This is a genomic window from Acuticoccus sp., from assembly GCF_965213555.1.
Lineage (GTDB): Bacteria > Pseudomonadota > Alphaproteobacteria > Rhizobiales > Amorphaceae > Acuticoccus.
On the sequence record NZ_OZ243890.1, the window covers coordinates 2,364,974 to 2,390,938 of the forward strand.

Here is a 25,965-nt window from a genome sequence, read left to right on the forward strand (position 1 = left end):
TCACGCCTCTCAGCCGAGGCGGGGGGAGCAGGTTCAACGCTCGGTGAGGATCCGTTCCAGGAAGCCAGCGAGGTCGTCGGTGACGTACTGGACGTGCGGCGCGCTTCGGCCTTCGAGCTCCCACGCTTCGCGGAACACCTCGCGGGTCCCCTCCGGCACGACGAGCACCGTCCGCATCCCGCGCTCGCTTGGCACGACGAGGTTGCGCGACAGGTCCTCGAACATGGCCGCGCGGGTGGGGTCGATGTTGTGGAGGTCCCAGAAGCGATCGTAGGTGTCGGCGTGCGGCTTGGGCACGAGGTCCGCGGCGACGATGTCGAAGATGTCCTCGAAGTGGTCGTGGATGCCGAGGCGCTCGGCGATCGCCTTGGCATGGGCGACGGTGCCGTTCGTCATGATGAAATGTCGCCCCGGCAGCGCATGGATGGCGTCGGCGAGCCTCGGGTTGGCCTCGACCTTGGAGTGGTCGATGTCGTGCACGAACTCCAGGAACCCGTCTGGGTTGATGCCGTGCTCCATCATCAGGCCGCGCAGCGTGGTGCCGTACCTCCGGTAGTAGTCCTTCTGCAGGGTGTGCGCGGCCTCGCGCTCCAGGTCGAGGAGCTTGGCCACGTAGTCGCCCATGCGCTTGTCGACCTGGGCGAAGAGGTCGGCGTGCGCTGGGTAGAGCGTGTTGTCGAGGTCGAAGATCCACGTGTCGACGTCCGCGAAGGCGGTAAGGTCGCGCGGGTTCGCCTGGGGTGCCTCGGACGGGAGGGGGGTCGCGGGGGTCAATCGGCTCGTCGCGAAGGGCGACGGACGAGGCGGGCGCGGGCAGGGCTGAACAGGACGACCTCCGTCGGGGATGGCTGAGCGGACGTTAGACCGGCGGACCGAGCTCGCAAAGCCCTGCCCGAGCGGCCACGTGCTGGTTGGCGACCGCGCCCGGTCAGCGGGTGATGAGCGTGCCGGCGCCGCCGTCGGTGAAGAGCTCCAAGAGGACCGCATGGGGCGTCTTGCCGTTGAGGATCACCACGCCGTCGACCCCGCGTTCCAGGGCGGCGATGCAGGTCTCCACCTTGGGGACCATGCCACCGGAGACGACGCCGGAGGCGATCAGGCGTCGTGCCTCGGCGACGGAGAGCTCGCGGATCAGCGCCCCATCGCTGCCGAGGACGCCATCGACGTCGGTCAGGAACAACAGTCGCGTCGCGCCGAGCGCCCCCGCGATGGCGCCGGCGAAGGTGTCCGCGTTGATGTTGTAGGTCTCACCGTCGACGCCTTGGGCAACCGGCGCGATGACCGGGATGATCTCCTGGCGGGCGAGGAGGTCGAGGACGTCCCGGCGGACCTCGACCGGCTCGCCGACGAAGCCGAGGTCGACGACCTTCTCGATGTTGGAGTCCGGGTCGCGGGTGGTGCGCTTGAGGGGCTCGGCGAGCACCATCCGTCCGTCCTTGCCGCACAGCCCGACGGCACGGCCGCCCGCGGCGTTGATCGTGGACACGATGTCCTTGTTGATCGAGCCCGCCAGAACCATCTCGACGACCTCGACGGTCGCCCTGTCGGTGACGCGCAGGCCGTCGCGGAACTCGGAGCGGATGCCGAGGCGATCCAGCATCTGGCCGATCTGGGGACCGCCGCCGTGGACGACGACGGCGTTGATCCCCGACAGGGTGAGCAGCGTGATGTCCTCGGCGAAGTCCCGCGCGAGCTCCGCGTCGCCCATGGCGTGACCGCCGTACTTCACGACGATGGTCTTGTCGTCGTAGCGCAGCATGTACGGCAGCGCGGTCGCGATGATCTCAGCGCGCTGTGGCGCGTCGGCGATGGGCGGGGCGGGGGTCGCGGCGTCGGTCATGGTCATCCGTCGGGTACGCGCGGGTGCTATCGCGCGGCCCCGGGACGCGCAAGCCGGCCGCCCGTCGCCCTACTAAAGCTCACGCATGGGCGGGACCGGGCTACTCCTCCGGCTCGGTGGTGAACTGCAGCGGGTGACCGGCGTCGAGCGACAGGTTGTTGGCCTCGTTCGCCTTCGTCTCTGCCACCTGCGCCGGGTAGACGGAGACGACGCACGAGCCCTTGGTATGGGCGGTGATCATGATCTTGTAGGCGCCGTCCGCTCCGATGCGGAACACGGCCTTCAAGACCCGCACCACGAACTCGCGGGGCGTGTAGTCGTCGTTGAGCAGGATGACCTTGTGCAGCTTCGGCCGCTCGGTCTTGACGGTCGTCTTCGTGCGCTTCTTGACGTCGGTCGTCATGGAACGCTCCCTCGCTCCCTACCGTCCTGGCTCGACAAGCAACGCGGGTGTGCCGGGCAGCGGTTCCGCAACTTCTGCAAGATGAGGCCGTGGGGCGAGCGCTGCCCGCAGGACCGCCTCCGCCGTGCGGGCCTCCGGGTCGATGTCGAGGTGGTCGCTTGGCAAGCCGAACCCCTGGAGCGGTCGGGTGACGATGTCGCCGACGGCGTAGCGGCTCGCCTTGTAGGTCGGAGCGGGCGGCGCGAGGCCGACCGCGCGCCGGGCGAGCTGCTCGAGCCTCTGCAACGGGCGCGCCGCGCGGTGCGTCTCGCCGGCGTTCGCTCGGCCCGGCTGGTCGAAGCCCCTCTGCGAACTGCGCGGCATGAAGCACAGGTGCAGGGTTCGGAGGTCGGACGCCTCCCATGGCTCCTCGCTCGCGAGCCGCAGGATGTCGTCGATGCCGTACCCCTCGCGAAAGGTCATCGTCTTGCCGTGCAAGCGCTGGTGGCGCCCCTCGCTGCGGCCCGACGGCCACGAGGAGATGGCGTCGAAGTTGTAGAGGCGCGCGGCGGACTTGGCGGGCGGCGTCGCGTGACCGATGCCGACCGTGCCGAGGTCGCCGCCGGTGAGGTGCAGCGTGTGGCCGGTCACGCGCCAGTGCGCGTCGAACTCGCCGTCGAGGAGGCGCGGGCGCAGCCGCGCGAGCCCCTCGCGGTCGTAGACCTCGTCCCCGTCCACCGCGAGGACCCAGACGTTGCGCCCGGCCCAATCCTCCACGTAGCGGTGGGTGTCGTAGGCGTCGCCGACCTCGATCACCTCGACGTGGGAGTGCTTGGCGGCGAGGCGGCGCAGGACCTCGCCGGTGCGGTCGGTGGAGCGGTTGTCGAGCACGAGGAGGCGGTCGAGCAGCGGCGCGACGTTGCCGAGCGCCCAGGCCGCGACGCGGTCCTCGTTCTTGAGCAGCGAGACGCCCCAGAGCTGCCGTGGCGCGGTCATCGCGGGACCCGTCACGCCCCGGGACGGCCGGTCTTGCGCTTGCGCCGGCCCTTCTTCTTGACGTCCGCCGGATCCTCGTAGGAGCCGACGCCGACCTTATGGCGCATGACGAGGCCAGCGGCGTCCTCGTCCTTACGGCGCGGCTTCTCGGTGCGCTTCACCGTCATCTCGTCGAGCGTGTTCTTCCGTGCACGGGTCGGCGGGTCGGCCTCGCCGTCGCGCAGCGGGCGGCCGCGGTCCGTGCCGGGGCCCATCTCGCCGGGCTTGGGCTTCCTCGCCCGCGTCTTCAGGTTGGCGGCGGAGTTGAACGAGCGCTCGCCGGAGTAGCGCCCCGCTGCCATCTCGATGTCGCGCTGGCGGGCGGCCGGGTCCTCGGCGAGCATGAGCTCGGTCTTCTGCAGGCGCTGGATCTCGTCGCGTAGCCGGGCCGCCTCCTCGAACTCGAGGTTCGCCGCGGCGTCGCGCATGCGCCGCTCGAGCTCCTCCAAGGTCGGCGCCATGTTATGGCCGATGCCGGGCGCCTCGCCCGCCATCCCCTTGTCGATGCGCACGTGGTCGCGCTCGTACATGGACTGCAGGATGTCGCCGATGTTGCGCTTGACGCTCTCCGGCGTGATGCCGTGCTCGGCGTTGTAGGCGAGCTGCTTCTCGCGCCGCCGGCTGGTCTCCGCGATGGCGCGTTCCATGGAGCCCGTCGTGTGGTCGGCGTAGAGGATCACCTTGCCGTCGACGTTGCGCGCCGCGCGGCCGATGGTCTGCACCAGGCTCGTCTCGGAGCGCAGGAAGCCCTCCTTGTCGGCGTCGAGGATCGCCACCAGAGCGCACTCGGGGATGTCGAGCCCCTCGCGCAGGAGGTTGATGCCGACGAGCACGTCGAAGGTGCCGAGGCGCAGGTCGCGGATGATCTCGATGCGCTCGATGGTGTCGATGTCGGAGTGCATGTAGCGCACGCGCACGCCGTTGTCGTGCAGGTACTCGGTGAGGTCCTCGGCCATGCGCTTGGTCAGCGTGGTGACCAGCGTGCGGTAGCCCGCCTCGGCGACGGCACGGATCTCGCCGAGTACGTCGTCCACCTGATGCTTGGCCGGGCGGATCTCCACCGGCGGGTCGATAAGCCCGGTGGGGCGGATCACCTGCTCGGTGAAGACGCCGCCGGCCTCCTCCATCTCCCACGAGCCGGGGGTGGCGCTGACCGCGATGGTGTGCGGGCGCATGATGTCCCACTCCTCGAAGCGAAGCGGGCGGTTGTCCATGCACGACGGCAGGCGGAAGCCGTACTCGGCGAGCGTCGCCTTGCGGCGAAAGTCGCCGCGGTACATGGCGCCGATCTGCGGCACCGTCACGTGGCTCTCGTCGAGGAACACGATGGCGTTGTCCGGCAGGTACTCGAACAACGTGGGCGGCGGCTCGCCCGGCTTTCGGCCGGTGAGGTAGCGCGAGTAGTTCTCGATGCCGTTGCAGGCCCCGGTCGCCTCCATCATCTCGAGGTCGAAGCGGGTGCGCTGCTCGAGCCGCTGGGCCTCGAGGAGCCGGCCGGCGGCGGTGAGCTCCTTCAAGCGGAAGCCGAGCTCCTCCTTGATGGAGCGCATCGCCTGCTGGAGCGTCGGTCGCGGCGTCACGTAGTGCGAGTTCGCGTAGACCTTGACGAGCTCCATTTCCTCGGACTTCTGACCCGTCAAGGGATCGAACTCGGTGATCGCCTCCACCTCGTCGCCGAACAGCGAGACCCGCCAGGCCCTGTCCTCGTAGTGCGCGGGGAAGATCTCCACGGTGTCGCCGCGCACCCGGAAGGTGCCACGCACGAAGTTCGCGTCCGAGCGCTTGTATTGGAGTGCAACGAGGTCGGCGAGGAGCTGGCGCTGGTCGAGCCGCTCGCCGACCTCGATGGCGAACGTCATCGCCGTGTAGGTCTCCACCGAGCCGATGCCGTAGATGCACGACACCGATGCGACGATGACGACGTCGTCGCGCTCGAGCAGCGCGCGCGTCGCCGAGTGCCGCATCCGGTCGATCTGCTCGTTGATCGACGACTCCTTCTCGATGTAGGTGTCCGTGCGCGGGACGTAGGCCTCCGGCTGGTAGTAGTCGTAGTACGAGACAAAGTACTCGACGGCATTGTTCGGGAAGAACGACTTGAACTCACCGTAGAGCTGAGCCGCGAGCGTCTTGTTCGGTGCAAGGATCAGCGCCGGACGCTGCATCCGCTCGATGACCTGCGCCATCGTGTAGGTCTTGCCCGAGCCGGTGACGCCGAGGAGGACCTGGCAGCGCTCCTCCTGCCCCAGCCCGGCGACGAGCTCCTCGATGGCCTGCGGCTGGTCACCCTTCGGCTCGTACTGGGACACAAGGTCGAGCCGGACGCCGCCCTCGGACTTCGTCGGCCGCGCCGGACGGTGAGGCTGCCATTCGCCCGCCCGGAACTCGGGGCGACCGTCCTGGATGAGGCGTTCCAGGGCGGCAACGGTGGCCGTGGCCCCCCCTTCGGGCAGCTTCTCCGCCTCCTCGAGGGCGATGTCGAGGCCGGGGATGGGGTTGAGCCCTGCGCCGGCACGCTCGCGGGCCGAGGCACGGCCGCCCATCGACGTGCCGCGCGCCGTGCGGCCGGACGCGGCGTTGCCCTGGGCACGCTTGGGCCTTGCCTCGGGCGACCGTGACGCCACGGGGCCTTCCGCGACGCTGGCACGGCTCGCCGGCGCGTCCGTGCGGTCGCGTCGCCGCACGGGCGCGTCGGACTTCTGGACGGCCTTGCGCTTGGTGAGCTTCGGCGGTGAGGTCACGCGCGCGGCCGACCCGTCCGCCTCGTGGTCCTCGACCTCGCGGGCGAACGCGCCGATGGAGCGCGCGTCGTCGTCCGAGCGCGCGCGGGAGTCTGCCTTCTCCGACATGGCGCCATTATGGGGTCGCCGAGCCGCGCGGACAACGCGGTTCGGCGTGCTCAACAGCCGCCGCGGCGGAGGCAGCGGCCGAAGCGCGGCGAGCCCTGTGGAAATCTTCGTGCGCAGAAGCGGGCGCGCGACTGGCAGCGGTTGCGACCGCCCGCACCGGTGCCGCAGCCCTGACGCCGCATGCACCGGCGGTAGTCCCGTCCGCCGCCGAAGCGCTGACGGCAGACGAAGTTCGCGCGGCCGCAGGCGCCCTGGGCGAGCGTCAGCCCCTCGACGGCCCCTGCCGACGGCGCTGCAGCGGCCCGAGCAAGCGGGACGGCGTCAGCCCTCTGCGCGGCACACACGAGCAGGAGGCCGGCGAGGACGAGGGGAGCAGAGGCTGGCAAGCGCATGGATGGGATCAGCGATGTTCGTGATCAGCATCGCACGACGGGCTGAACGCTCCATGACAAAAAAGGGGCACACCGTCGACCAGTTGCCACGTGTGCGTTCGTGGCAAGGAGAATAGGGCGGATCAAGGCAGAGCCTGCTCCGCCTCACATCAAGGCGTCGACCGCCATGAGGACGGCGAACAACGCCGGTTGGTGGACGAGGTAGATGACGAGGCTCCAGCGGCCGAGGAGCGCCAGGAACCCCCACGGCGACCGGCCGAGCGCGGGATGCAGCGGCACGACGCGCCCGAGGGCCACGCCGCACAAGGTCACCGCGAGCCATGGGAAGACCGGCTCGTAGTCGAACGTCACGGGTGGGTGCGGCGCGAGCCCGAGCGGGTACGCCCAGGGCGCAAGGAACGCCTCGTCCGACACCACGAACGGGAGCGCGAAGACCGTCGCCGCGGCCGCGAGCGTGAGCCCGACGGGCGCCCGCAGGAAGGGCAGCGCGAGGACGCTGAACAGCGCGATCGCGTGGAGGATGCCGAAGTAGATCGGCGCCGGCATGGTCGCCACGGTGCCGACCGTCACCGCGGCCGCCCCCGCGCCAACGATGGCGAGGCGGCGGGCGAAGGCGCGCCAGCGCACGCGCTCGCCGTGGGCGGCGACGAGGCTGACGCCCACGAGGAACAGGAACGTCGACGCGATGCCCGCCGCGAACGCGCGCCACAGGGGGTGGCTCGCCACCGGCCAGTCCACGTGGCCGAAGAAGGCGAGGTCGAAGGCGCCGTGGTAGGCGACCATGGCGAGGATCGCGACGCCGCGCGCCGCGTCGAGCCACGGGATGCGCTGCGAGCGGGTCGGCGCGAGTGGCGCCGCCCCGGTCAGTAGCGCCACTCCTCGGCCTTCTTGACGATGAAGTCGCGGAACGCCCGTACGCGCGCCGACGAGCGCAGCTCCTCCGCATAGACGAAGTAGAGGTCGTAGGTCGGCCCCTGCGCGCCGAGGTCGAGGCGCACGAGGCTCGCGTCGTCCTCCACGACGAAGTCCGGCAGGACGCCGAGGCCGACACCGGAGGCAACCGCGGTCTTCAGCGCCAAGATGTTGGAGATGCGCAACGCTGAGGGCCGTGGGTCGTCCGCGGCGCGGCCGACGCACTCGAGCCAGTTGAGGTCGCGCAGGTAAGCCGGAGGGTTGGGTCCGAAGGCGACGATCCTGTGCTCGGAGAGGTCGTCCAATGAGCGTGGCGCGCCGTGCGCCTCCACGTAGCCGGTGGACGCGTACACGTGGAAGTGCACGGTGAACAGGCGCCGCTGCACAAGGTCCGGCTGGGTCGGCTGGCGCCAGCGGATCGCGATGTCGGCCTCGCGCATGCCGATGTCGAGCTCGTTGTCGTCGAAGATCATCGCGAGTTGGACGTCGGGATAGGTGTCCAGAAAGTCCTTGATGCGCGAGGACAGCCACGTGGAGCCGAGCCCGATGGTGGTCGTCACGCGCAGCGTGCCGCGGGGTCGGTCGCGCGAATCGACCAGCGCGCCATGCACCGCCTGCAGCTCGCGAGCGATGCCGCTCGTGGTGCGGTAGAGCTTCTCTCCCTGCTCGGTGAGGAGAAGGCCGCGGGCGTGGCGGTGGAACAGCGGCACGCCGATCTGCGTCTCCAGCGCGTGCACCTGCCGACTCACCGCCGACTGGCTGATGCCAAGGTCATCCCCGGCGTGGGTGAAGCTGCCCTTGCGCGCTGCGGCGTGGAAGACCCTCAGCTTGTCCCAGTCCATCACGCCCCCCGCGCCGAGCGCTCACCGGCGACGGGCTGGCGGGGCGGCGTCGCTTGCATGGGCGCCACGCGACGACGGTTCGTGTCGCCGCACGGTGCGCAGGTCACGCGATCCTCCCCATGTCAGGCCGCGAGCTCGCCTTGCGTCGTCTCGCTTTCGGCGGCGAGCCAGCGCTCGGCCTCGAGTGCGGCCATGCAGCCCATCCCGGCTGCGGTCACCGCCTGCCGGAAGACGTCGTCGGTCACGTCGCCCGCCGCGAACACGCCGGGGACCGAGGTCCGCGTCGAGTCGGGCTCGGTCCACACGTACCCCGAGTTCCTGAGGCGCAGCTGATCGGCCACCAGCTCGGTGGCCGGCGCATGGCCGATGGCGATGAAGATGCCGTCGACGGAGAGCGTCCGCTCCTCACCCGTTGCCATGTCCCGCAGCCGCGCTCCGGTGACGCCGGGCGGCTGGCCTCCGCCCTCGACCCCAGCGAGCTCGGCGTTCCAAATCACCTCGATCTTCGGATGCGCGAACAGGCGGTCCTGCAGGATCCTCTCGGCGCGCAGCGTGTCGCGCCGGTGGACGAGCGTGACCTTCGCGGCGTGGTGCGTCAGGTAGAGCGCCTCCTCCACCGCCGTGTTGCCACCGCCGACGACGAGCACCTCCTTGCCGCGATAGAAGAAGCCGTCACAGGTGGCGCAGGCGGACACGCCGTAGCCCCTGAACTGCTCCTCGGAGGGCAACCCCAGCCACTTCGCCTGGGCCCCGGTGGCAAGGATCACCGCGTCGGCGAGGTAGGTGGTGCCGGTGTCCCCGACGAGGCGGAACGGACGACGCGAGAGGTCTGCGTCGACGAGGTGGTCGTAGACCATCCGCGTGCCGACGTGCTCGGCCTGGGCCCGCATCTGCTCCATCAGCCACGGGCCCTGGATGACGTCCGCGAAGCCCGGGTAGTTCTCCACGTCGGTCGTCACCGTCATCTGTCCGCCCGGCTGGATGCCGGCAACGAGCACCGGCTCGAGCATCGCCCGGGCGGCGTAGATCGCGGCGGTGTAGCCGGCTGGGCCCGCTCCGATGATGAGGAGTTTGGTGCGGGTGGCGTCCTCGCCGCCGTCCTCAGTCGCCACGTGGTCCGTCTCGTCGTCCATCAGTGGTTGTCCTGCGCTGCGGAGCGCGCCGCCCCTCATCGTGTTGCCATCTCCAGGCCAACTATCTGTGCTGCGCTGCACCATCGAACAACCCCAGCTGCGATCGTACCGCGGCGGCGACCTCTTCGGCGGCGTCGAGCGGCGGGTAGGACCAGCTCGGCACCTCCCCATCGAACCAGCGCATGGCACCATAGGCTAAAAGGTCGGCGTAGAGTCGCTCGAAGCGCGCCTTGCCCCCAGGAAGGGGCCAGCCGAAGATGGGCCGGCCGGTCGTCGCGGCGTCGCTCAGCATTGCAACGCTGTCCGCGGTGACGACGAAGGCCCGCGCGACGTCGAGGATGCCAGCGTACATCAGCGAGGCGTCGGGATCCTTCGCATCGACGAACAGGTGGCGTGTCTCCGACAGCCCCTCGCGCAGGGTGACGGCTTGGCGCCCTCCCGTGCGACCGGAAGTTGTAACCAGGAGGGCGACCCCGTTGGCTCGTGCGCAAGCGGCTAAGTCGGCGGCGAGCGTCGCGGCCTCGTGTGGGCCGAACCGGTGGGACCGCGTCGCGCCGCCGACGAGGACGCCCAGGGCTGGCCCGTCCGGAGCGCCCCGCTCGGCGAGGCGCCGTCGTCCGGCGCCGCGTTGCGCCGCGCCGACCGCGGACGGTGCCGTCAGCGTTTCGATCCGGCTGCGCGCCCCAGGGTCGATGAGCCGACGGTCGTGGCGCGGCGCCCACACGAAGTCGAACTCCGACGGCCGCCACGCCACGGGCTGCATGACGCCGACCACAGGACGCGGGTGGGGAAGGCGCACGATGCGCCGCGCGGGTGCGATCGCCTGCCGTCCGGCCGCTAGCACCAACGCAGCCGTCACCCGGGCGGGATCGACTGCGTCGTGCTCCACGACCCGAACTGCGAGGCCAAGCCGCTCGGCGACCGCGATCGCTTGACGTTCGTGGCCCTTCTTTCCCCGAACCGCAACGATGATGCAGCCCTCGCCGGCACAATGCATCCTCTGACAACCATCTTTTGCACATTGATGCTTGAAGTCGCTCCGCACGGACACAAGTCCTCCCGACCCCAGTCGGGACAGCCGACCCACCCGTCGGGACAGCCGACCAACTAGAAACGCGCGACCTCATCATGAAAGTCCGCCTGGATTCCATCGACTGGAAGATCCTTGCAGCGTTGCAGGGCAACGGTCGCATGACCAACGTCGAGCTCGCCCGTCGCGCTGGGATCTCCGCGCCTCCGTGCCTGCGCCGTGTTCGCGCATTGGAGCAGAACGGGATCATCACAGGGTACCGCACGCTCATCGACGAGAAGGAGCTGGGCTACGACCTGTCGGCATTCGCCTTCGTCGGGTTGCGGAACCAGACTGAGGCCGAACTCGTCCGCTTCGAGGAGGAGTTGCGGGCGTGGCCCGTGGTGCGTGACGCGTGGATGGTGTCCGGGGAAGTGGACTTCATCCTATTTTGCATCAGCGACACGCTGCGCTCGTTCCAGAACTTCATCATCGAGACGCTGACGGCCACCGAGAACGTCGAAAGCGTGCGCACCTCGCTCACCATTCGCCAATCCAAGTCCGAGCCACGCATCCCGATGGAGGTCGCAATGCCGCGCACCGTCAAGGCGAAGGTCGCCGTCTAACGCACCGTGTGCCCGTAGCCGCTGGCGCGTCTCATCCACGGGCCTGCGGCGTCGGCGAGTCGGCGTCGGCACCGAAGGTTGCGACCGTCAGCGCAGCATGCTCGATGCTGACGGTGCAGCCGGCGTCGTCCGCGAGCCTGCGCCAGCGTGCCGACAGGACCAGCTCCAGGAGCGACGTTCCGACACCGGGCGGCAGGTCGATCGACGCACCGGCTCCCTGGCGTCGCACGGTCAGCACCGCGTCGGAGCGCGCGCGCGACAGGATGCCGAGGAGGACCGCGCGGAGCAGGCGGGTCATCGCGTCATCGGACACCGCGTCCCCAGCGGTCGCTCGCTCATCGCCGCTCGATACGACCAGCACCGCCGCGTGGGGGACGAGCCGTCGAACCTCGTGCACCGCCTTGCAGAGCGGAGAAACTGGGTTGGATCCTGGCAATGGCGCCTGCGTCGCAGCCGCCGAGCGCGCGGGCCCGGGGACAGCTGGCTCGACGGACGCTGGGCTCGCCGCCGGCAGGACCGTCAGGAGGCGCGCCCTGCCGTCGCGCCAGTCGATGGGCACCATCGTGACGCGCGCCTCGAAGCAGGCTCCGGCTGCGGTGCGCATGGCGACGAGCCCCGCCACACGCGGACGCGCGCCGGCGAACACTGCGGTGATGCCGCCGAGCCCATCGACCGCATCGACGTCCGACACGCCGAACATCGTGGCGGCGGCGCGGTTCAAGAGAGCCACGCGATCATCCTCGAGGATGACGACGGCGGCGATGGGCAGGCGCTCGAGGATGGCTGCGCGCACCGGATCGAGGTGCTCGGCGATGGCCTGTCGCGCCGTCCCAGGCGTCGGCTCGACGCGCGAGGACGGGTCGACCGGTGCGGCGAGGATCGGCTCTACAAGGTCCCCTGCGAACCGCGCGCCGAGGGCCATGGCGATGGAGCGGAACGCCTCCGCATCCGGGCGACTGAGCTTCTCAAGATCGATGGGGATCTCGCCGCTCTCCATGGCTCCCTCCTTTTCGTGGTCCAACCTCAGCCACCGATCGCCCGTGGGGTGCTGACGACCGGTTAAGGCACGCGCCCACGGGCCCAGCAGCCAACTTTTTCGCAGTCGCACCCAAATCTATGTTGCACTGCACAATCGATGGATTACATGGGGGATGGCGGCGGCGAGGCATGGCCCTCCAGCCTTGCGATGGGCGCCTCGCCAACGAACCCATGAGGAAGTCACGAATGTCGACTAACGAGAACACGCCGAACCCGGACGCGATGGCGAACGAGGCGTTCCGGACTGCTGACCGGGCGAGCGATCAGTTCGCGTCGGCCATGCCGGGCCGCGAGGCACCGAACCTCGTGCGCGAGATGGCCGAGCAGAGCATCTCCACCGCCCGCCAAATGTACGAGACCGCACGCAACGCTGCAGAGGAAACGACGGACATGATGGAAGACACCTACGAGAACGCCCGCAAGTCGTTCACCGACATCAACTTGAAGCTCATCGACCAGGCTCAGGCCAACACCGATCGCGTGTTCGCCTTCGCCAAGGAGGTTGCGGGCGCCAAGACCGTGTCGGAGGCCGTCGAGCTGCAGACGAAGTTCGCCCGCGAGCAGTTCGAGGCGTTCGCCTCGCAGGCCCGCGAGATGCAGGAGACCGCCCAGCGGCTCGCCACCGAGACCTCGGGTCCGATGCGCGAGGCTTGGGAGCGCGCCACGCACAAGTTCAACGCGTGAGCTCGCTGGCCGACCTGCGCGATCCGTGGGGCGGCCATACGACGACGGGACGACAGTAGCGCGCCGGGCTTCCCGGCGCGCTACTTTTGTGCCATATGCGCCGCGCGTGGACGCCCGCTTGCGTCGGAGACGGCGCGCGGCCTCTGGCCGAGGCGGACGGCTCGACGCGCGGGCCAGCACCAGGGTGCGACCGCGCGTGAGGCGGGCGCCGGCCGCAACGGGCCGACGTAGCTCAGTTGGTTAGAGCGCCGGATTGTGGATCCGGAGGTCGCTGGTTCGACCCCAGCCGTCGGTACCATCTCCTCGATCGAGCCTTCCGATCGCCATCGTCGACGGCCGTGACCTTTGGCGCGAGTGTTCGCGGCCGCCTCGCGGCGCTAAGGTCTATCATGGGCGCATCCGGCGCCGTGTGGGAGGGCAAGGTGGCACCAATCCTGACGATCGAGGACCTTCGCGAGCGCCATCGTCGCTTCACGCCGACGATGTTCTACGACTACGCGGACTCTGGCTCCTACACCGAGGGCACCTACCGGGAGAACGAGACGGCGTTCGCCGCGATCAAGCTGCGCCAGCGCGTCGCGCGCAACATCGACCGACGGGCGCTGTCCTCGACCATCCTCGGCGAGCCGACGGCGCTGCCGGTGTACCTCGCGCCCGTCGGCATGGTCGGCATGCAGCACCCCGACGGCGAGCTCCATGCCGCGCGCGCCGCCGAGAAGTTCGGCGTCCCCTTCACGCTGTCGACCATGTCCATCGCCTCCATCGAGGACGTCGCGGCCGCCACCGACAAGCCGTTCTACTTTCAGCTCTACGTCATGCGTGACCGCGGCTTCGTGGAGGAGCTCATCGGCCGCGCGAGGGCGGCGGGCTGCTCGGCCCTCGTCCTCACCCTCGACCTCCAGATCCTCGGACAGCGCCACAAGGACCTTAGGAACGGCCTTTCGGCCCCACCCAAGATGACGCCGCAGGTCGTCGCCGACCTCATGCGCCACCCGCGGTGGTGCCTTGCCATGCTCGGCACGAAGCGGCGCACGTTCGGCAACATCGTCGGCCACGTGAAGGGGATCGACGACATGTCCTCCCTCACGGAGTGGACGCACCGTCAGTTCGACCCGACGCTCGACTGGTCGTCCGTCGACTGGATCAAGTCGAAGTGGGACGGCAAGCTCATCCTCAAGGGGATCGGCGACGTGGAGGACGCGAGGATCGCCGTGGAGACCGGGGCGGACGCCATCACTGTGTCGAACCACGGCGGCCGCCAGCTCGACGGTGCGCCGGCCTCGATCCACATGCTTCCGGAGATCGCGGAGGCGGTGGGCGACCGCATCGAGGTCCACATGGATGGCGGCATCCGCTCCGGTCAGGACGTCATGAAGGCGCTGGCGCTCGGGGCGCACGCGACGTCCATCGGACGCGCCTACGTCCACGGGGTCGGCGCCATGGGGGAGGCCGGCGTCACCCGCGCGCTCGAGATCATCGCCCGCGAGCTCGACATCACAATGGCGCTCGCCGGTGAGACGGACGTCGCGAACGTCGGAACGCACAACGTGTGGGGTGGCGTGCCCCGCGCCGCACCCATCGTGGAGGAGCCCCGGGAGCGCGAGCTCGTCGCCGTCGGCGCGTGACGGGACGCTGAGCAGGTCGCGCTGCCGTCCCGGTGCGGCGATCGGCTAGGGGAACGGCAGCCGGCGAGGGGCCGTTGCTTTAGCTCAAGGCGGTGATGAGCTGCCACTTCGATAATGGAGGTCGACCATGTTCCGTCAATCCACCGCCCTCGCGCTGCTTGGCGCGCTCGCTGCCTCGCCGGTGGCCGCGCAGGACATCGTTGCGCTCGACAGCTACGACTACAACACGCTCTACACCGAGGGTTACAGCGCCAGGGACCTCGTCGAGGGTGCCGACGCGTTCGACGCCACCGGAGAGGACATCGGTCAGCTCGAGGACTTCGTCGTCGGCTCCGACGGTGAGATCGTCGCCGTGATTGCCGAGGTGGGAGGGTTCCTCGACATCGGCGACACCCACGTGAGCGTGCCGTGGTCGAACGTGAGCCTCACCGCGGAGGGGGTTCAGCTCGACATCACCGAAGAGACGCTGCCGGACTTCACCGTGTTCAATCAGGACAGGATGCCGGACGACATCGGCTCCGACGTCGCCACGCGGGTCGACGACGCCGAGGTCGGTCCCCAGCGCTACCGCCTCTCGGAGGTCCTCGGGGATTACGCCCGGCTGTCCGGCGAGGCCAACGAGGTGACGAACTACGGTTATGTGCGCGACGCGATCATCCTCGACGGCAGGGTCGAGGCGGTGATCGTGAGCCCGGACTCGGGGTTCGGCGCGCGTGGCTACCGCGCGATGCCGTATGCCGGCACGGCGGGGGGCTACAACCCGTACGGTCCGTACTACGACATGCCCTACCGTGACGACGACGTGCGCGAGCTCGGCGAGTTCGACTACGACGCGATGGAGCGCGGCTACGAGCGCAGCTGACGCGCCGCTCGCCCGATCCCGCACGACCCCGAGGGCCCGGTTCGCCGGGCCCTTTCCTTGCCGGCCTGCCTCTCAGCGTCCGCCGCGCATCACGCCGGCTTGATGACGGCCAGCCCGTCCGCGCCCTGGAGTTGGTCGGCAACCCCCGCGGGTGCGGGCCCCCCATAGGCCCAATCGAGCAGCTCGACGGTGTGGACCACCGGCCGCTCCCCGGCGAGCTGCGTGATGCAGCCGATGTTGCCGGTCGCGATGATGTCGGCCCCGGTCAATGCGATGTTGGCGAGCTTGCGCGTCTTGAGGCGCGCGGCGATCCCCGGCTGCATGATGTTGTACGTGCCGGCCGAGCCGCAGCACAGGTGGCCCTCGGGCACGTCCTTCACGGCGAAGCCTGCGGCGGTGAGCAGGGCCTTCGGCTCGCGGCGGATCTGTTGGCCGTGCTGCATGGAGCACGCCGAGTGGTAGGCAACGACGGCGTCGGTGCGACGGGCGGGTGGGCCAAGGTCGAGCCCGGCGAGCACCTCGGTGACGTCCTTGGCGAGCTCCGACACGCGCGCGGCGCGCTCGGCCCACGCCGCGTCCTCGCGCAGCATGAAGCCGTAGTCCTTGATCGTGGTGCCGCAGCCCGAGGCGGTCACCACAATCGCGTCGAGCCCGCGCTCTGCCTCGCCGAGCCAGGCGACGATGTTCGCCTTCGCGGCGGCGTGCGCATCCGCCTCGAGGCCCATGTGGTGGACGAGGGCGCCACAGCATCCCTCGCCACGGGGCAGCACCACGTCGACCCCGGCTCGGTTGAGCAGGCGCACGGTGGCCTCGTTGATCGACGGTGCGAGGACGCTCTGCGCGCACCCCGTCAGCAGCGCGACCCGCATGCCCCGCTGCGGCGCGGCGAAGGTCGCCGGGCGCGGCCGCTGGCGACGGGACGGCAGGCGTGCCGGAGCAAGCTCGAGCATCGCACCTAGCCGTGCGAGGGTGTCCGCGCGCGGCGCCGTCGTGCGCGCCTCGTTGACCGCCGAGGGAGCGGTGACGCCCTTCATCGGCAGGTTCTCGTTGTCGGAACGGTTGGGGTCGGCGAGCCTCGGCCTCACCCGACCCCCGCGCGCCTTGAGGACGCCGGCGAGCGGGCGTCCCAGCCGAGCAAGACGCAGCGCGAGGCCGAAGCGGCGCGGGTAGGGCAGCACCTTCGCCAGCACCGTGCGCAGGAGACGGTCCGCGGGCGGACGGCGGTACGTCCGCGCGATGTGGGCGCGCGCGTGGTCGACGAGGTGCATGTAGTGCACCCCCGAAGGGCACGTCGTCATGCAGGCGAGGCAGGACAGGCACCGGTCGATGTGAAGCGCATCCGCCGCAGTCGCCGGCCGATCCTTCTCCAGCATGTCCTTGATGAGGTAGATCCGCCCGCGCGGGCTGTCGCGCTCGTCCCCGAGGAGGACGAAGGTCGGGCAGGTGGCGGTGCAGAACCCACAGTGGACGCACGCCCGCAGGATGCCGTCGGCGGTGCGGATCGCTGGATCCTGGAGCTGCTCGCCGGTGAAGTTTGTCTGCATGGCAGGGACGCTACGCGATCTTGGGGTGGGGAGGAATGCGCTCCTTCGTCCGCGCCGCCTGCGCGACGGCCTTACACGAAGAAGGCGTAGGGGTCCTCGATGCCCTGCGATCGCGCGGCGCGGACGATGCCGTGCACCGAGCGGGCGACGAGCCACAGGGCGACCAGCGGGTACACTAGGACGTCGATGCCGGCGACGCCGAGGGCGAGGGTCAAGAGGTAGCCGGCGAGGGCGCCCCAGAACGTGCGCACCTGGTAGACGCCGTGAGAGGCGAGCCAGACCGGCGGACGGCGACGCAGCGTGCGGGTCGCAACGAGCATCCCGACAATGGCGACGATGGGGAGCGCGGGGCTCGCGAGGTAGGCGGCGTAGACCAACGTCGCGGAGACCTCGCTGGCCTCACCCATGGGCACGCGCCCCCGCCGCGAGGCCACGGGGGCTCGCGCCCGCGTGCGTGGGTTGCCCTCCTGACGGGACCGCGCCTCGCCCGTCACGGGCTCGAGGGTGGGCCCCACCCGTCGGCCCGACCGTGGGACGCTCGCCCGCTGGCGCGTGGGGGGACGCTTGTCCGTCATCGGACTCCCAACGGTCGTGGTGCGCTGCGCGTTGCGCGTCCCCGGCGGTCTGACCCCTTAGTCGTCGACGGGGCGCTCGCTCACGCGCGGGCCATCCGGCCGGGGTTGAGGATCGCCTGGGGATCGAACGCGCTGCGCAGCCGATCGGCGAGGGCGCGCAATCCATCGGACGCAGGCTGAAAGGTCGGGACCGAGGCGCGCAGGGAGGCCGGCGCACGCAGCAGCGTCGCATGTCCGCCGCCGGCGGCCGCGACCGCGCCCCGGATCGCTGTGGCACCGCCGTCCCCGTCCGCCGGCGCCTCGATCCACACGAGCCCACCGGCCCAATCGAAGTAGGTGCGGCTGCCGACGGGCGCGGCGGCCGCGACGGTCGGGCCAGCACTCGGCGCCACCGAGCAGCGCCACACGACGCCGCCGGTTCCGACGAACGGCGTCGCGTCGCGCACCGCGCGCCACATCGCGCGCGAGGCGTCGGCCTCGACGGTCGCGACGTCCACACCTTCGAACATCGCCACGAGCGCATGGACGCGCGCCGCGACGGACGGGCCGAACCCCTCGACGCGCAGCAGCGTCGCCGCCGCGGCTGCCTCGCTGACGACCAGGCGCGCGACGTCCGCCGGCAGGTGCGCGGCGCCCGAGACGTCCGTCGGCGAGCCCATCGCGCGCGCCATCGCCGCCACCGCGCCGGCCGGCTCGAGCCCGGACAGCACCACGGTCGTCTCCGCCTGCGGACGCGGCAGCACCTTGACCGTGAGCTCGGTGGCGACCGCCAAGGTGCCCCAGGAGCCGCACAGGGCACGCGCGAGGTCGTAGCCGGTGACGTTCTTGACCACGCGGCCCCCGGCCTTGAACGGTTCGCCGCGCCCCGAGACCGCGGCGAGCCCCAGCATGTGGTCGCGCACCGCGCCGGCGGACAGCCGCCGCGGGCCGGAGAGGTTGGTGGCGTAAGTGCCGCCGAACGTCGCCGCGCCCTCCCCGCCAAGGAGCGCCGTGAGGTCGGGAGGCTCGAAGGCGAACATCTGTCCGGCCTCCTCGAGCGCTTCGGCGAGCACGTCCATCGTCGTCCCAGGCCGCACGGTGAGCACGAGCTCCTCCGGCTCGTAGGCGACGATGCCAGCGTTCCCGGCGACCTCCAGTGTGTACCCGGCTTGGGTTGGTGGGGAGATGGACCGCTTCGTCCCACCGCCAACGACCTCGAGCGGCTCGCCGGCGGAGACCGCCCATCGCACGGCGTCCTCGACCTCCCCGTTCGTCGCAGGTCGCAGCGTCGACGTCATTCGAGCGCTTGCACGCCCTGCTGCCCGTCCACGGGGACCCCAAGCCCGACCGGTGGCTCCGTCCCGGGGTTGGCGACCGTCGGCGGAACCAGCGGGCGCGTTGGGTCGTCGGCGGCTTCCTCGGACGCGCCGTCGACCGATGCCCCGGGCGCCGCGGGACGCCCGGGCTCCTCGATCGACGCGGGGTCGGGCCGCTCGATGCCAACCTCGCTGCGATCGTCCGTCGGCGCTACGCTCGGCAGGCCCGGCGGGCGGTCGCAGGGGAAGCTCACGGCGAGGATGTTGTGGAACACCTGTGCCGTCGGGGTCTGTGGCGGCGCACCGCGTTCGATGGCCACCGCCATCAGGTCCATCATCTCGACCAGGGTGACCGGCCGCGGCAGGCAGTAGGGGCGCAGGTTGCCGTTGGCGATGGCGGCGACGGTGTACCCCTCGATGAGCCCCGACACGTAGGAGAGGCAAAGGTAGTTCTCGGGGGGGCGCTCGCCGCCCGCGTCCGCCCGCGCGTCGCAGTTGGCGAGGAAGTTGCCGGCCGTCTTGAAGTAGTCCGTGGGCTGCGCCGCCTGCTGGGCCGCGGCCGGCGCCACGAGGAGGCCCACACCGAGGACCGCCGCAGGGAGCGTCACCTTCATCTTAAAACCGCGGGATGTCGGGGAAGGGGAGCCGCCCGCGGTGCACGTGGATGCGGCCGAGCTCGGCGCAGCGGTGCAGCACCGGGAACACCTTGCCGGGGTTGAGTAGGTGGTTCGGGTCGAAGGCGCACTTCACGCGCTGCTGCTGCTTGAGGTCGTCCTCGTTGAACATCTCGCCCATGAGGTCGCGCTTCTCGACGCCGACGCCGTGCTCGCCGGTGAGGCAGCCCCCCACCTCGACGCACAGCTTCAGGATGTCGGCGCCGAACGCCTCGGCGCGCTCGAGCTGCCCCTCTTCGTTGGCGTCGAACAGGATGAGCGGGTGGAGGTTGCCGTCCCCGGCGTGGAACACGTTCGCGACGCGCAGGCCGTGCTTGTCCGACAGCTCGGCCATCCCCTTGAGGACGCGAGGCAGCTCGCGGCGAGGAATGGTGCCGTCCATGCACAGGTAGTCCGGCGAGATGCGGCCGACTGCGGGGAACGCCGCCTTGCGCCCGGCCCAGAAGCTCGCGCGCTCCTCCTCGTCCTGGGACACGCGCACGTGGGTCGCACCGTTGTCGCGGCACAGCGCCTCGACGCGCTCCAGGAGGTGGTCGACCTCCACCTGCGGTCCGTCGAGCTCGACGATGAGGAGCGCGTCGACGTCGAGCGGGTAGCCGGCGTGGACGAAGTCCTCCGCCGCGTGGATCGCCGGGCGGTCCATCATCTCCATCCCGCCGGGGATGATGCCCGCGCCGATGATCGCGGCGACCGCGCGGCCGGCGTCCTCCGTCTTTGGAAAGCCGACGAGCACGGCGCGTGCGGTCTCCGGCGCGCGCAGGATGCGCACCGTGACCTCGGTGACGACGCCGAGGAGCCCCTCGGAGCCCACCATGAAGGCGAGCCAGTCGTAGCCCTCCTGGTCGAGGTGCTTGCCGCCGATGCGCAGGACCTCGCCCTCGATGGTCACGACCTCGAGGCCGAGCACGTTGTTGGTGGTAAGCCCGTACTTCAGGCAGTGCACGCCGCCGGAGTTCTCGGCGATGTTGCCGCCGATGGAGCAGGCGATCTGCGAGGAGGGGTCGGGCGCGTAGTAGAACCCCTCGTGGCTGACGGCCTGGGTCACCGCGAGGTTGGTCACGCCGGGCTGCACGGTGACGGTGCGGTTGTCATAGTCGATGTCGAGGATGCGGTTGAAGCGCATCATGGAGACGAGCACCGCGTCGGCGAGCGGCAGCGCGCCGCCCGACAGTGAGGTGCCGGCGCCTCGTGGGACGACGCGAATGCCGTTCTGGTGGCAGTACCTCAGCACCGCGGCGACCTGGTCGACCGTCTCGGGCAGGACGACCACGAAGGGCATCTGACGGTAGGCGGTGAGCCCGTCCATTTCATAAGTGCGCATGCCGACCTCGTCGTCGACGGTGCCCTCGCCGGGCACGATCGCGCGCAGCGCAGCCACGATCTCGGCGCGCCGGGCGAGGACCTTGTCGTCCGGTCTCGGCATCGTCAGGCTGGTCACGGGCGCCTCATCCTGCGTACTGCGAGCTAAGTTGCGCGCCGTGGCCGCAATTGCAACGCGGGACAGCCCACGGTGCGGCGTTTTCGGTCGGCCGGGTCGGTCCCACGGCCGCCCCAGCCGAGGTCGATACTTGGGTTCATGTGCTGGTAGGGACAGCGGCGGGCTGGGGCGGTAAGGCGCTGGCGCGGGTCCGCGTCGCTACTCCCGATCCCCGTCAGGTTCCTCGCCATGGCCGACGGTTCGCCCGACGCCCCTCACCGACGGCGCGGTGGACCACACCGCCGACGGCGGACGCCGTCCGCGGCAGGCACCCGGCCGCCGCACGCTCCTCCTCGCGTTCGCTGCGTTCTGGGGAAGGGGATGTAGGACCTTGTCGGTCCGTAGGGCGTCGTGCGGCCCGGCCTCGCCCCGATCTGACAAGCGTCGATGGCTGATGCCGGGCGGCGCCCGTAGCCCAGCGGCCCCCGTGGCGGCGGCCGACCTCGCGGCGCAGCGGCCACGAGGGTGGCCGCACGCTCGCGAGGCCGCCAACGAGGCTTCGGGGTGCGGGCCGAGGTCCCGTCCGGTAAGACGGGCCTTCCACCGAGGAGCTTCCGATGTCCCGTTGGCCCGAGATCCCCTACGCACCGTGGCAGGAGACGTGTCGCGCGCTGCACCTCTACTGCCAGATCATCGGCAAGTACCGACTGGCGCACACGCCGTGGATCAATCACTCCTGGCATGCGACGCTCTACCCGACGCCGCGAGGGCTGACCACCGGCACCATCCATGACCCGGCCGTTCCCACCGAGGTTCGCCTCGACGTCCACGAGGGCGCGGTGATCGTCGAGGCGATGGGCGGGCAACGCGCGCACGTCGCGCTGGGGCCGATGTCCGTGGCGGACTTCTTCGACCGGTTCCGCGATGCCGTGCGCTCGGTCGGCGGCACCCCCACGATCGACGGCGCGCCGAACGAGGTGCCCGACCCCACGCCGTTCCGCGAGGACTGCGACGGGCGGCCCTACGACGGCGAGGAGGTGCGCCGTTGGCACCGCGCGCTGGCGTCCGTGGCCGGCGTGCTCGAGGAGTTCCGTTCGGGCTGGCTCGGCAAGGTGTCGCCCGTCCACCTGTTCTGGGGCTCGTTCGACCTTGCCGTCACGCGCTTCTCTGGACGCGAAGCGCCGCGCCACCCCGGTGGCATGGCTGCGCTCCCCGACGCGGTGACTTGGGAGGCGTACTCCCACGAGGTCTCGTCGGCCGGCTTCTGGCCGGGCGGTGGTGGCGTCGATGAGGCGATGGTGTACGCCTACGCCTACCCGACGCCCGAAGGGTTCGGCGCGATGCCGGTGGCCCCGGCCGCGGCACGGTACGACGAGACGCTGGGCGAGTTCCTCCTGCCCTACGAGGCGCTCGCACGGAGCGACACCCCTCGGGACGACCTCCTCGCCTTCCTGGACGCCACGTACCGCGCCGCGGCCGAGCGCGGCGGGTGGCACGCTGCGCCGCTCGAGGCGCCGCGCGGCGTCCCGCGGGTGCCCCGTCCTGTCTGACCGGGCACGCCGCCGCAACGAGCGGCAGCGCTACGCCGCGTCGTCGACCCTTCCAGCGGCGTCGGAGCCGTCGGCGCGGGCGAGCGGCAGCGGCTCCTTGAAGGTGAGGGTGCGGTAGGGGAACGGGATCTCGATGCCCGCCTCGTTGAGTGCGCGCTTGACGGCGGCCACCACCTCGTCACGCGAGCGGCGCACGTCCACGGGCGTGGAGCCCGTCCACCACGTCACCTCGAAGTCGATGGAGGAGGCGCCAAACCCCTGGGCGAAGATCTGCACCTCGTTGTCGTCCTGGATCACGGTGCGGCAGCGCTCCACCGCCGCCTTGATGACGGCGCGCGCGGCATCGACGTCCTCGCCGTAGGCGACGCCGCAGATGATGGTCGTGCGGCGGACGTCGAGGTCGGTGATGATGCGCAGCGGCTCCTTGAAGAGCGTCGCGTTGGGGATGATGACGAGCTGCCCATCGGTCTGGCGCACGTGCGTCTCGCGGATGGTGATGCGCTCGACCCGGCCCTCGTAGTCCCCGGAGTGAACGAAGTCGCCGATCCTCATCTCGCGGCGGAACAGGATGAGGACGCCGGCGAGGAAGTTCTCGAACACGTCCTTGAAGGCGAAGCCGATGGCGACCGAGCCGATGCCGAGCCCGGCGAGGATCGAGGCCGGCGTGAGGTCGGGGAACAGGATGACCGCCGCGATCAGGACGCCGGCGAACCAGACGAGGATCGAGGCGAGGAGCGCGAACAGCGCGACGAGGGACGGGCGCAACCGCGCCCGTGCGCCGAGCCGCGTCGCGACGGAACTTGCGACGCGCGCGAACACCCCGGTCGCGGCGAGGACGAGGATCGCGACGACGAGCATCGGCAGCAGGCGGACGGCGCCCCGCGCGATGATGTCGATCTGGTTGACGAGGACGGAGACGGCTTCCATGGGATCGTCGGCTACGTTTGGGGAAGGGGAAGGACAGAGCGGCCGGCGCGGCCGAGCGCAAGGGTACGGCGCTCCTCGCTTTCTTGCCAGCGCGCAGCGTGGCGACTAGAAGGCTGGCCGACCGCAGGGGGATGACACGCGATGTCCGGCGAGCACACTCAGACCGTCGAGGGGGATGCGGAGGCGCCCCGCACGAGCATCGACGATCATCAGCGCACGTTCGAGACGTTCCTCAACCTCATCAAGTGGACCGTCGGCGTTGTTGCGCTCGTGTTGATCGGCATGGCAGTCTTCCTCCTGTAGGACGTCCGCTGGACGGGCGTCGGGGTGGCGGCGACGGGAGGCGCTGGCCGGGCCGAGCCGGTGCCCGGCTCCGCTGCGCCGGCCAGTCCGGCATCCGAGAAACATCCGTCGAAGGGGCTTGCGTTGAAGATTGCCGTTGCCGCCGAGGCTGACGACACACGCGTCGCCGCTACCCCGGACGTCGTGAAGCGCTACGTCAAGGCGGGTGCGGAGGTGGTCGTAGAGCGCGGCGCTGGCGCGTCCGCCCGCGTGACCGACGAGGCGTTCCAGGAGGCGGGCGCTGGCATCGTCGGATCCGCCGAGCAGGCGGTGGAGGGGGCCGACGTCGTCCTCGTCGTGCGCCGGCCGCGGCCGGAGCTGCTCGCGGCCATGAAGCGCGGCGCCTTCGTGATCGGCGCGCTGGACCCCTACGGCGACCGCGAGGGGCTGCAGGCGATGGCCGACGCGGGCGTCGCTGCCGTCGCCATGGAGCTGATGCCGCGCATCACGCGGGCGCAGTCCATGGACATCCTGTCGAGCCAGGCGAACCTTGCCGGCTATCAGGCGGTCATCGACGCCGCCGCCGCGTTCGATCGCGCGATCCCGATGATGATGACCGCCGCTGGGACCGTGCCCGCCGCGAAGGTGTTCGTGATGGGAGCCGGCGTCGCCGGGCTGCAGGCCATCGCGACGGCGCGGCGCCTCGGCGGTGCGGTCTCTGCGACGGACGTGCGTCCCGCGGCCAAGGAGCAGGTCGCCTCCCTCGGCGCGAAGTTCGTCGCCGTGGAGAACGACGAGTTCCGCGCGGCGGAGACCGCCGGCGGCTACGCCAAGGAGATGAGCGAGGACTACCGGCGCCAGCAGGCCGAGCTCGTCGCCTCCCACGTCGCCAAGCAGGACATCGTGATCACGACGGCGCTGATCCCGGGCCGGCCTGCGCCGAAGCTCGTGACAGCGGACATGGTCGCCTCGATGCCGCAGGGCTCGGTGATCGTCGACCTCGCCGTGGAGCGCGGCGGCAACGTCGAGGGTTCCGTCGCGGGCGAGGTGGTGACGGTGGGGCCGGCCACCATCATCGGCTACGGCAACGTGCCGGGCCGCATCGCCGCGACCGCGTCGCTGCTCTACGCCAAGAACCTTTACACGTTCGTCGACACCGTCCTCCTCGACAAGGAGACCAAGGCGTTCGAGCCCGACTGGGAGGACGAGCTCCTGACGGCGACGCTCCTCACGCGCGACGGCGCCCTCGTCCATCAGAACTTCGGCGACGCGCCGCCCAAGCCGGCGCCCGGCGCCACGCCGGCGCCCGCCCAGCCGGCCGCCGCGGCCGGCAAGGGCCCGTCCGCCGAGGCGAGCTCCGCCCAACGGCAGACCGATCCCAAAGGCGCCGATCCCACAGGCGCCGATCCCACAGGCGCCGATCCCACAGGCGCCGATCCCAAAGGCGCCGATCCCAAAGGCGCCGATCCCAAAGGCGCCGATCCCAAAGGCGCCGATCCCAAAGGCGCCGATCCCACAGGCGCCGATCCCACAGGCGCCGATCCCAAAGGCTCCGATCCCAAAGGCTCCGACGCGAAGGGCGCCGGTCCCCAAAGCGACGATCCCAAGGGTTCCGATCCCAAGGGTTCCGATCCCAAGGGTTCCGATCCCAAGGGTTCCGATCCCAAGGGTTCCGATCCCAAGGGTTCCGATCCCAAGGGTTCCGATCCCAAGGGTTCCGATCCCAAGGGTTCCGATCCCAAGGGTTCCGATCCCAAGGGCAGCAACGCCAAGGACGGCCCTAGCACCAAACCTTCGGCGCCGGGCACAGCCGCCTAACGAGCGGCCCGGCGCACCCAACCACCGCCCGGTGCGGCCCGCCAGTCACCACCCGGGGCGCCGAGGACGAGGAAGACGATGAACGAGGACAACGCCGCCGCCGCCGTTGAGGCCGCTCGCACCGCCGCCGAGGCGGCCGCGCGATCCAGCGAGGCGGCCACCGCGGCTACCGCCGCCGCCGAGGCGGCCACCAACGCGGCGGAGGCGCTGCGCGCGTCGGCCACGGCGGCCGACGCGGCCGGCGTCGCGGCGCTCGAGGCGGATGCGATCGCCGTCGCCGCGTCGGCCGCGAGCGGCGGCGCCATCGACCCCACGATCTTCCGGCTCGCGATCTTCGTGCTCGCGATCTTCGTCGGCTACTACGTGGTCTGGTCGGTGACGCCGGCGCTCCACACGCCGCTCATGAGCGTCACCAACGCGATCTCCTCGGTCATCGTGGTCGGCGCGCTGCTCGCCACCGGCGTCTCGCTGTCCGAGGCGGACGGCGCGCTGTGGGCCAAGGCCTTCGGGTTCGTCGCGCTCATCCTCGCCTCGGTGAACATCTTCGGCGGCTTCCTCGTCACCCAGCGCATGCTCGGCATGTACAAGAAGAAGCGATGACGCCGTCGCGCGCCACGCCCGCGGCCATCACACGCCGCGGTGGCGACCGCGCCCGCC

The 25,965-nt window shown here is 70.6% G+C and carries 23 protein-coding genes, 1 tRNA gene and 2 pseudogenes; 9 read left to right on the forward strand and 17 right to left on the reverse strand.

Going from position 1 to position 25,965, the window contains the following annotated elements:
* Positions 1-33: 33 nt before the first annotated feature.
* The 10 genes and pseudogenes from ACOOE8_RS11205 to ACOOE8_RS11250 form a co-directional block, all read right to left on the reverse strand.
* Positions 34-774 (reverse strand): pyrimidine 5'-nucleotidase, encoded by a 741-nt coding sequence (locus tag ACOOE8_RS11205; RefSeq protein WP_420391559.1) that lies wholly within the window; start codon positions 772-774, stop codon positions 34-36.
* A 154-nt stretch (positions 775-928) separates the two neighbouring features.
* Positions 929-1,840 carry an acetylglutamate kinase gene (gene argB / locus ACOOE8_RS11210; RefSeq protein ID WP_420391560.1) on the reverse strand — a complete coding sequence of 304 codons (912 nt, stop codon included), beginning with the start codon at positions 1,838-1,840 and terminating at the stop codon, positions 929-931.
* A gap of 100 nt (positions 1,841-1,940) precedes the next feature.
* Complete coding sequence (locus tag ACOOE8_RS11215; protein WP_420391561.1) at positions 1,941-2,243, reverse strand: ATP-dependent Clp protease adaptor ClpS; 303 nt, start codon at positions 2,241-2,243, stop codon at positions 1,941-1,943.
* 18 nt (positions 2,244-2,261) lie between these two features.
* Entirely contained in the window at positions 2,262-3,218 is a 957-nt protein-coding gene (locus tag ACOOE8_RS11220; protein ID WP_420391562.1) for a hypothetical protein, read from the reverse strand.
* 355 nt (positions 3,219-3,573) lie between these two features.
* Positions 3,574-5,818: pseudogene (uvrB, locus tag ACOOE8_RS11225) on the reverse strand (excinuclease ABC subunit UvrB); the annotation flags it as partial.
* A gap of 335 nt (positions 5,819-6,153) precedes the next feature.
* Positions 6,154-6,495, reverse strand: a complete 342-nt coding sequence (locus ACOOE8_RS11230) for a hypothetical protein (RefSeq protein ID WP_420391563.1) — start codon at positions 6,493-6,495, stop codon at positions 6,154-6,156.
* A gap of 144 nt (positions 6,496-6,639) precedes the next feature.
* Positions 6,640-7,371 carry a heparan-alpha-glucosaminide N-acetyltransferase gene (locus tag ACOOE8_RS11235; protein ID WP_420391564.1) on the reverse strand — a complete coding sequence of 244 codons (732 nt, stop codon included), beginning with the start codon at positions 7,369-7,371 and terminating at the stop codon, positions 6,640-6,642.
* Positions 7,359-8,249, reverse strand: coding sequence for a LysR family transcriptional regulator (locus tag ACOOE8_RS11240; protein ID WP_420391565.1), 891 nt, complete (start codon positions 8,247-8,249; stop codon positions 7,359-7,361). Before ACOOE8_RS11240 ends, ACOOE8_RS11235 begins: the two co-directional genes overlap by 13 nt.
* A gap of 122 nt (positions 8,250-8,371) precedes the next feature.
* The gene (trxB, locus tag ACOOE8_RS11245; RefSeq protein ID WP_420391566.1) at positions 8,372-9,382 is read right to left on the reverse strand and encodes a thioredoxin-disulfide reductase; all 1,011 of its coding nucleotides are present in this window, start codon (positions 9,380-9,382) and stop codon (positions 8,372-8,374) included.
* A 61-nt stretch (positions 9,383-9,443) separates the two neighbouring features.
* A complete protein-coding gene (locus tag ACOOE8_RS11250; protein ID WP_420391567.1) occupies positions 9,444-10,379 on the reverse strand; it encodes an ELM1/GtrOC1 family putative glycosyltransferase in 936 nt (311 codons plus the stop codon).
* 131 nt (positions 10,380-10,510) lie between these two features.
* Here ACOOE8_RS11250 and ACOOE8_RS11255 point away from each other — a divergent pair, with 131 nt between their 5' ends.
* Entirely contained in the window at positions 10,511-11,017 is a 507-nt protein-coding gene (locus ACOOE8_RS11255) for an Lrp/AsnC family transcriptional regulator (protein WP_420391568.1), read from the forward strand.
* Positions 11,018-11,048: 31 nt separating this feature from the next.
* Here ACOOE8_RS11255 and ACOOE8_RS11260 read toward each other — a convergent pair whose 3' ends face one another.
* Positions 11,049-12,014: a hypothetical protein gene (locus ACOOE8_RS11260; RefSeq protein WP_420391569.1), complete on the reverse strand. Its 966-nt coding sequence runs from the start codon at positions 12,012-12,014 to the stop codon at positions 11,049-11,051.
* 227 nt (positions 12,015-12,241) lie between these two features.
* On the opposite strand from ACOOE8_RS11260, the gene ACOOE8_RS11265 reads away from it, so the two are divergent.
* From ACOOE8_RS11265 to ACOOE8_RS11280, 4 genes are all read left to right on the forward strand, one after another.
* The gene (locus ACOOE8_RS11265) at positions 12,242-12,739 is read left to right on the forward strand and encodes a phasin (RefSeq protein WP_420391570.1); all 498 of its coding nucleotides are present in this window, start codon (positions 12,242-12,244) and stop codon (positions 12,737-12,739) included.
* A gap of 221 nt (positions 12,740-12,960) precedes the next feature.
* Positions 12,961-13,037, forward strand: a tRNA-His gene (locus tag ACOOE8_RS11270).
* A 124-nt stretch (positions 13,038-13,161) separates the two neighbouring features.
* On the forward strand, positions 13,162-14,364 hold the full coding sequence (locus ACOOE8_RS11275) for an alpha-hydroxy acid oxidase (RefSeq protein WP_420391571.1): 1,203 nt from the start codon (positions 13,162-13,164) through the stop codon (positions 14,362-14,364).
* Between the two features lie 127 nt (positions 14,365-14,491).
* A complete protein-coding gene (locus ACOOE8_RS11280) occupies positions 14,492-15,226 on the forward strand; it encodes a PRC-barrel domain-containing protein (protein ID WP_420391572.1) in 735 nt (244 codons plus the stop codon).
* Between the two features lie 89 nt (positions 15,227-15,315).
* Here ACOOE8_RS11280 and ACOOE8_RS11285 read toward each other — a convergent pair whose 3' ends face one another.
* The 5 genes from ACOOE8_RS11285 to ACOOE8_RS11305 form a co-directional block, all read right to left on the reverse strand.
* On the reverse strand, positions 15,316-16,770 hold the full coding sequence (locus tag ACOOE8_RS11285) for a heterodisulfide reductase-related iron-sulfur binding cluster (protein WP_420391573.1): 1,455 nt from the start codon (positions 16,768-16,770) through the stop codon (positions 15,316-15,318).
* A 71-nt stretch (positions 16,771-16,841) separates the two neighbouring features.
* Positions 16,842-17,177 carry a hypothetical protein gene (locus tag ACOOE8_RS11290; protein ID WP_420391574.1) on the reverse strand — a complete coding sequence of 112 codons (336 nt, stop codon included), beginning with the start codon at positions 17,175-17,177 and terminating at the stop codon, positions 16,842-16,844.
* Positions 17,178-17,425: 248 nt separating this feature from the next.
* A complete protein-coding gene (locus tag ACOOE8_RS11295) occupies positions 17,426-18,622 on the reverse strand; it encodes an FAD-binding protein (protein WP_420391575.1) in 1,197 nt (398 codons plus the stop codon).
* The gene (locus tag ACOOE8_RS11300; RefSeq protein WP_420391576.1) at positions 18,619-19,254 is read right to left on the reverse strand and encodes a Rap1a/Tai family immunity protein; all 636 of its coding nucleotides are present in this window, start codon (positions 19,252-19,254) and stop codon (positions 18,619-18,621) included. The genes ACOOE8_RS11295 and ACOOE8_RS11300 overlap by 4 nt, the downstream gene beginning before the upstream one ends.
* Position 19,255: 1 nt before the next feature.
* Positions 19,256-20,737, reverse strand: coding sequence for an FAD-linked oxidase C-terminal domain-containing protein (locus tag ACOOE8_RS11305; RefSeq protein ID WP_420394689.1), 1,482 nt, complete (start codon positions 20,735-20,737; stop codon positions 19,256-19,258).
* A 611-nt stretch (positions 20,738-21,348) separates the two neighbouring features.
* Here ACOOE8_RS11305 and ACOOE8_RS11310 point away from each other — a divergent pair.
* Positions 21,349-22,281, forward strand: coding sequence for a DUF5996 family protein (locus tag ACOOE8_RS11310; protein WP_420391577.1), 933 nt, complete (start codon positions 21,349-21,351; stop codon positions 22,279-22,281).
* Between the two features lie 30 nt (positions 22,282-22,311).
* On the opposite strand, the gene ACOOE8_RS11315 is transcribed toward ACOOE8_RS11310, so the two are convergent.
* The gene (locus tag ACOOE8_RS11315; protein ID WP_420391578.1) at positions 22,312-23,208 is read right to left on the reverse strand and encodes a mechanosensitive ion channel family protein; all 897 of its coding nucleotides are present in this window, start codon (positions 23,206-23,208) and stop codon (positions 22,312-22,314) included.
* Positions 23,209-23,349: 141 nt separating this feature from the next.
* Here ACOOE8_RS11315 and ACOOE8_RS11320 point away from each other — a divergent pair, with 141 nt between their 5' ends.
* From ACOOE8_RS11320 to ACOOE8_RS11330, 3 genes and pseudogenes are all read left to right on the forward strand, one after another.
* The gene (locus tag ACOOE8_RS11320; protein ID WP_420391579.1) at positions 23,350-23,511 is read left to right on the forward strand and encodes an aa3-type cytochrome c oxidase subunit IV; all 162 of its coding nucleotides are present in this window, start codon (positions 23,350-23,352) and stop codon (positions 23,509-23,511) included.
* A 123-nt stretch (positions 23,512-23,634) separates the two neighbouring features.
* Positions 23,635-24,801: pseudogene (locus ACOOE8_RS11325) on the forward strand (Re/Si-specific NAD(P)(+) transhydrogenase subunit alpha); the annotation flags it as partial.
* Positions 24,802-25,386: 585 nt separating this feature from the next.
* On the forward strand, positions 25,387-25,908 hold the full coding sequence (locus ACOOE8_RS11330; protein ID WP_420391580.1) for an NAD(P) transhydrogenase subunit alpha: 522 nt from the start codon (positions 25,387-25,389) through the stop codon (positions 25,906-25,908).
* Positions 25,909-25,965: the final 57 nt, after the last annotated feature.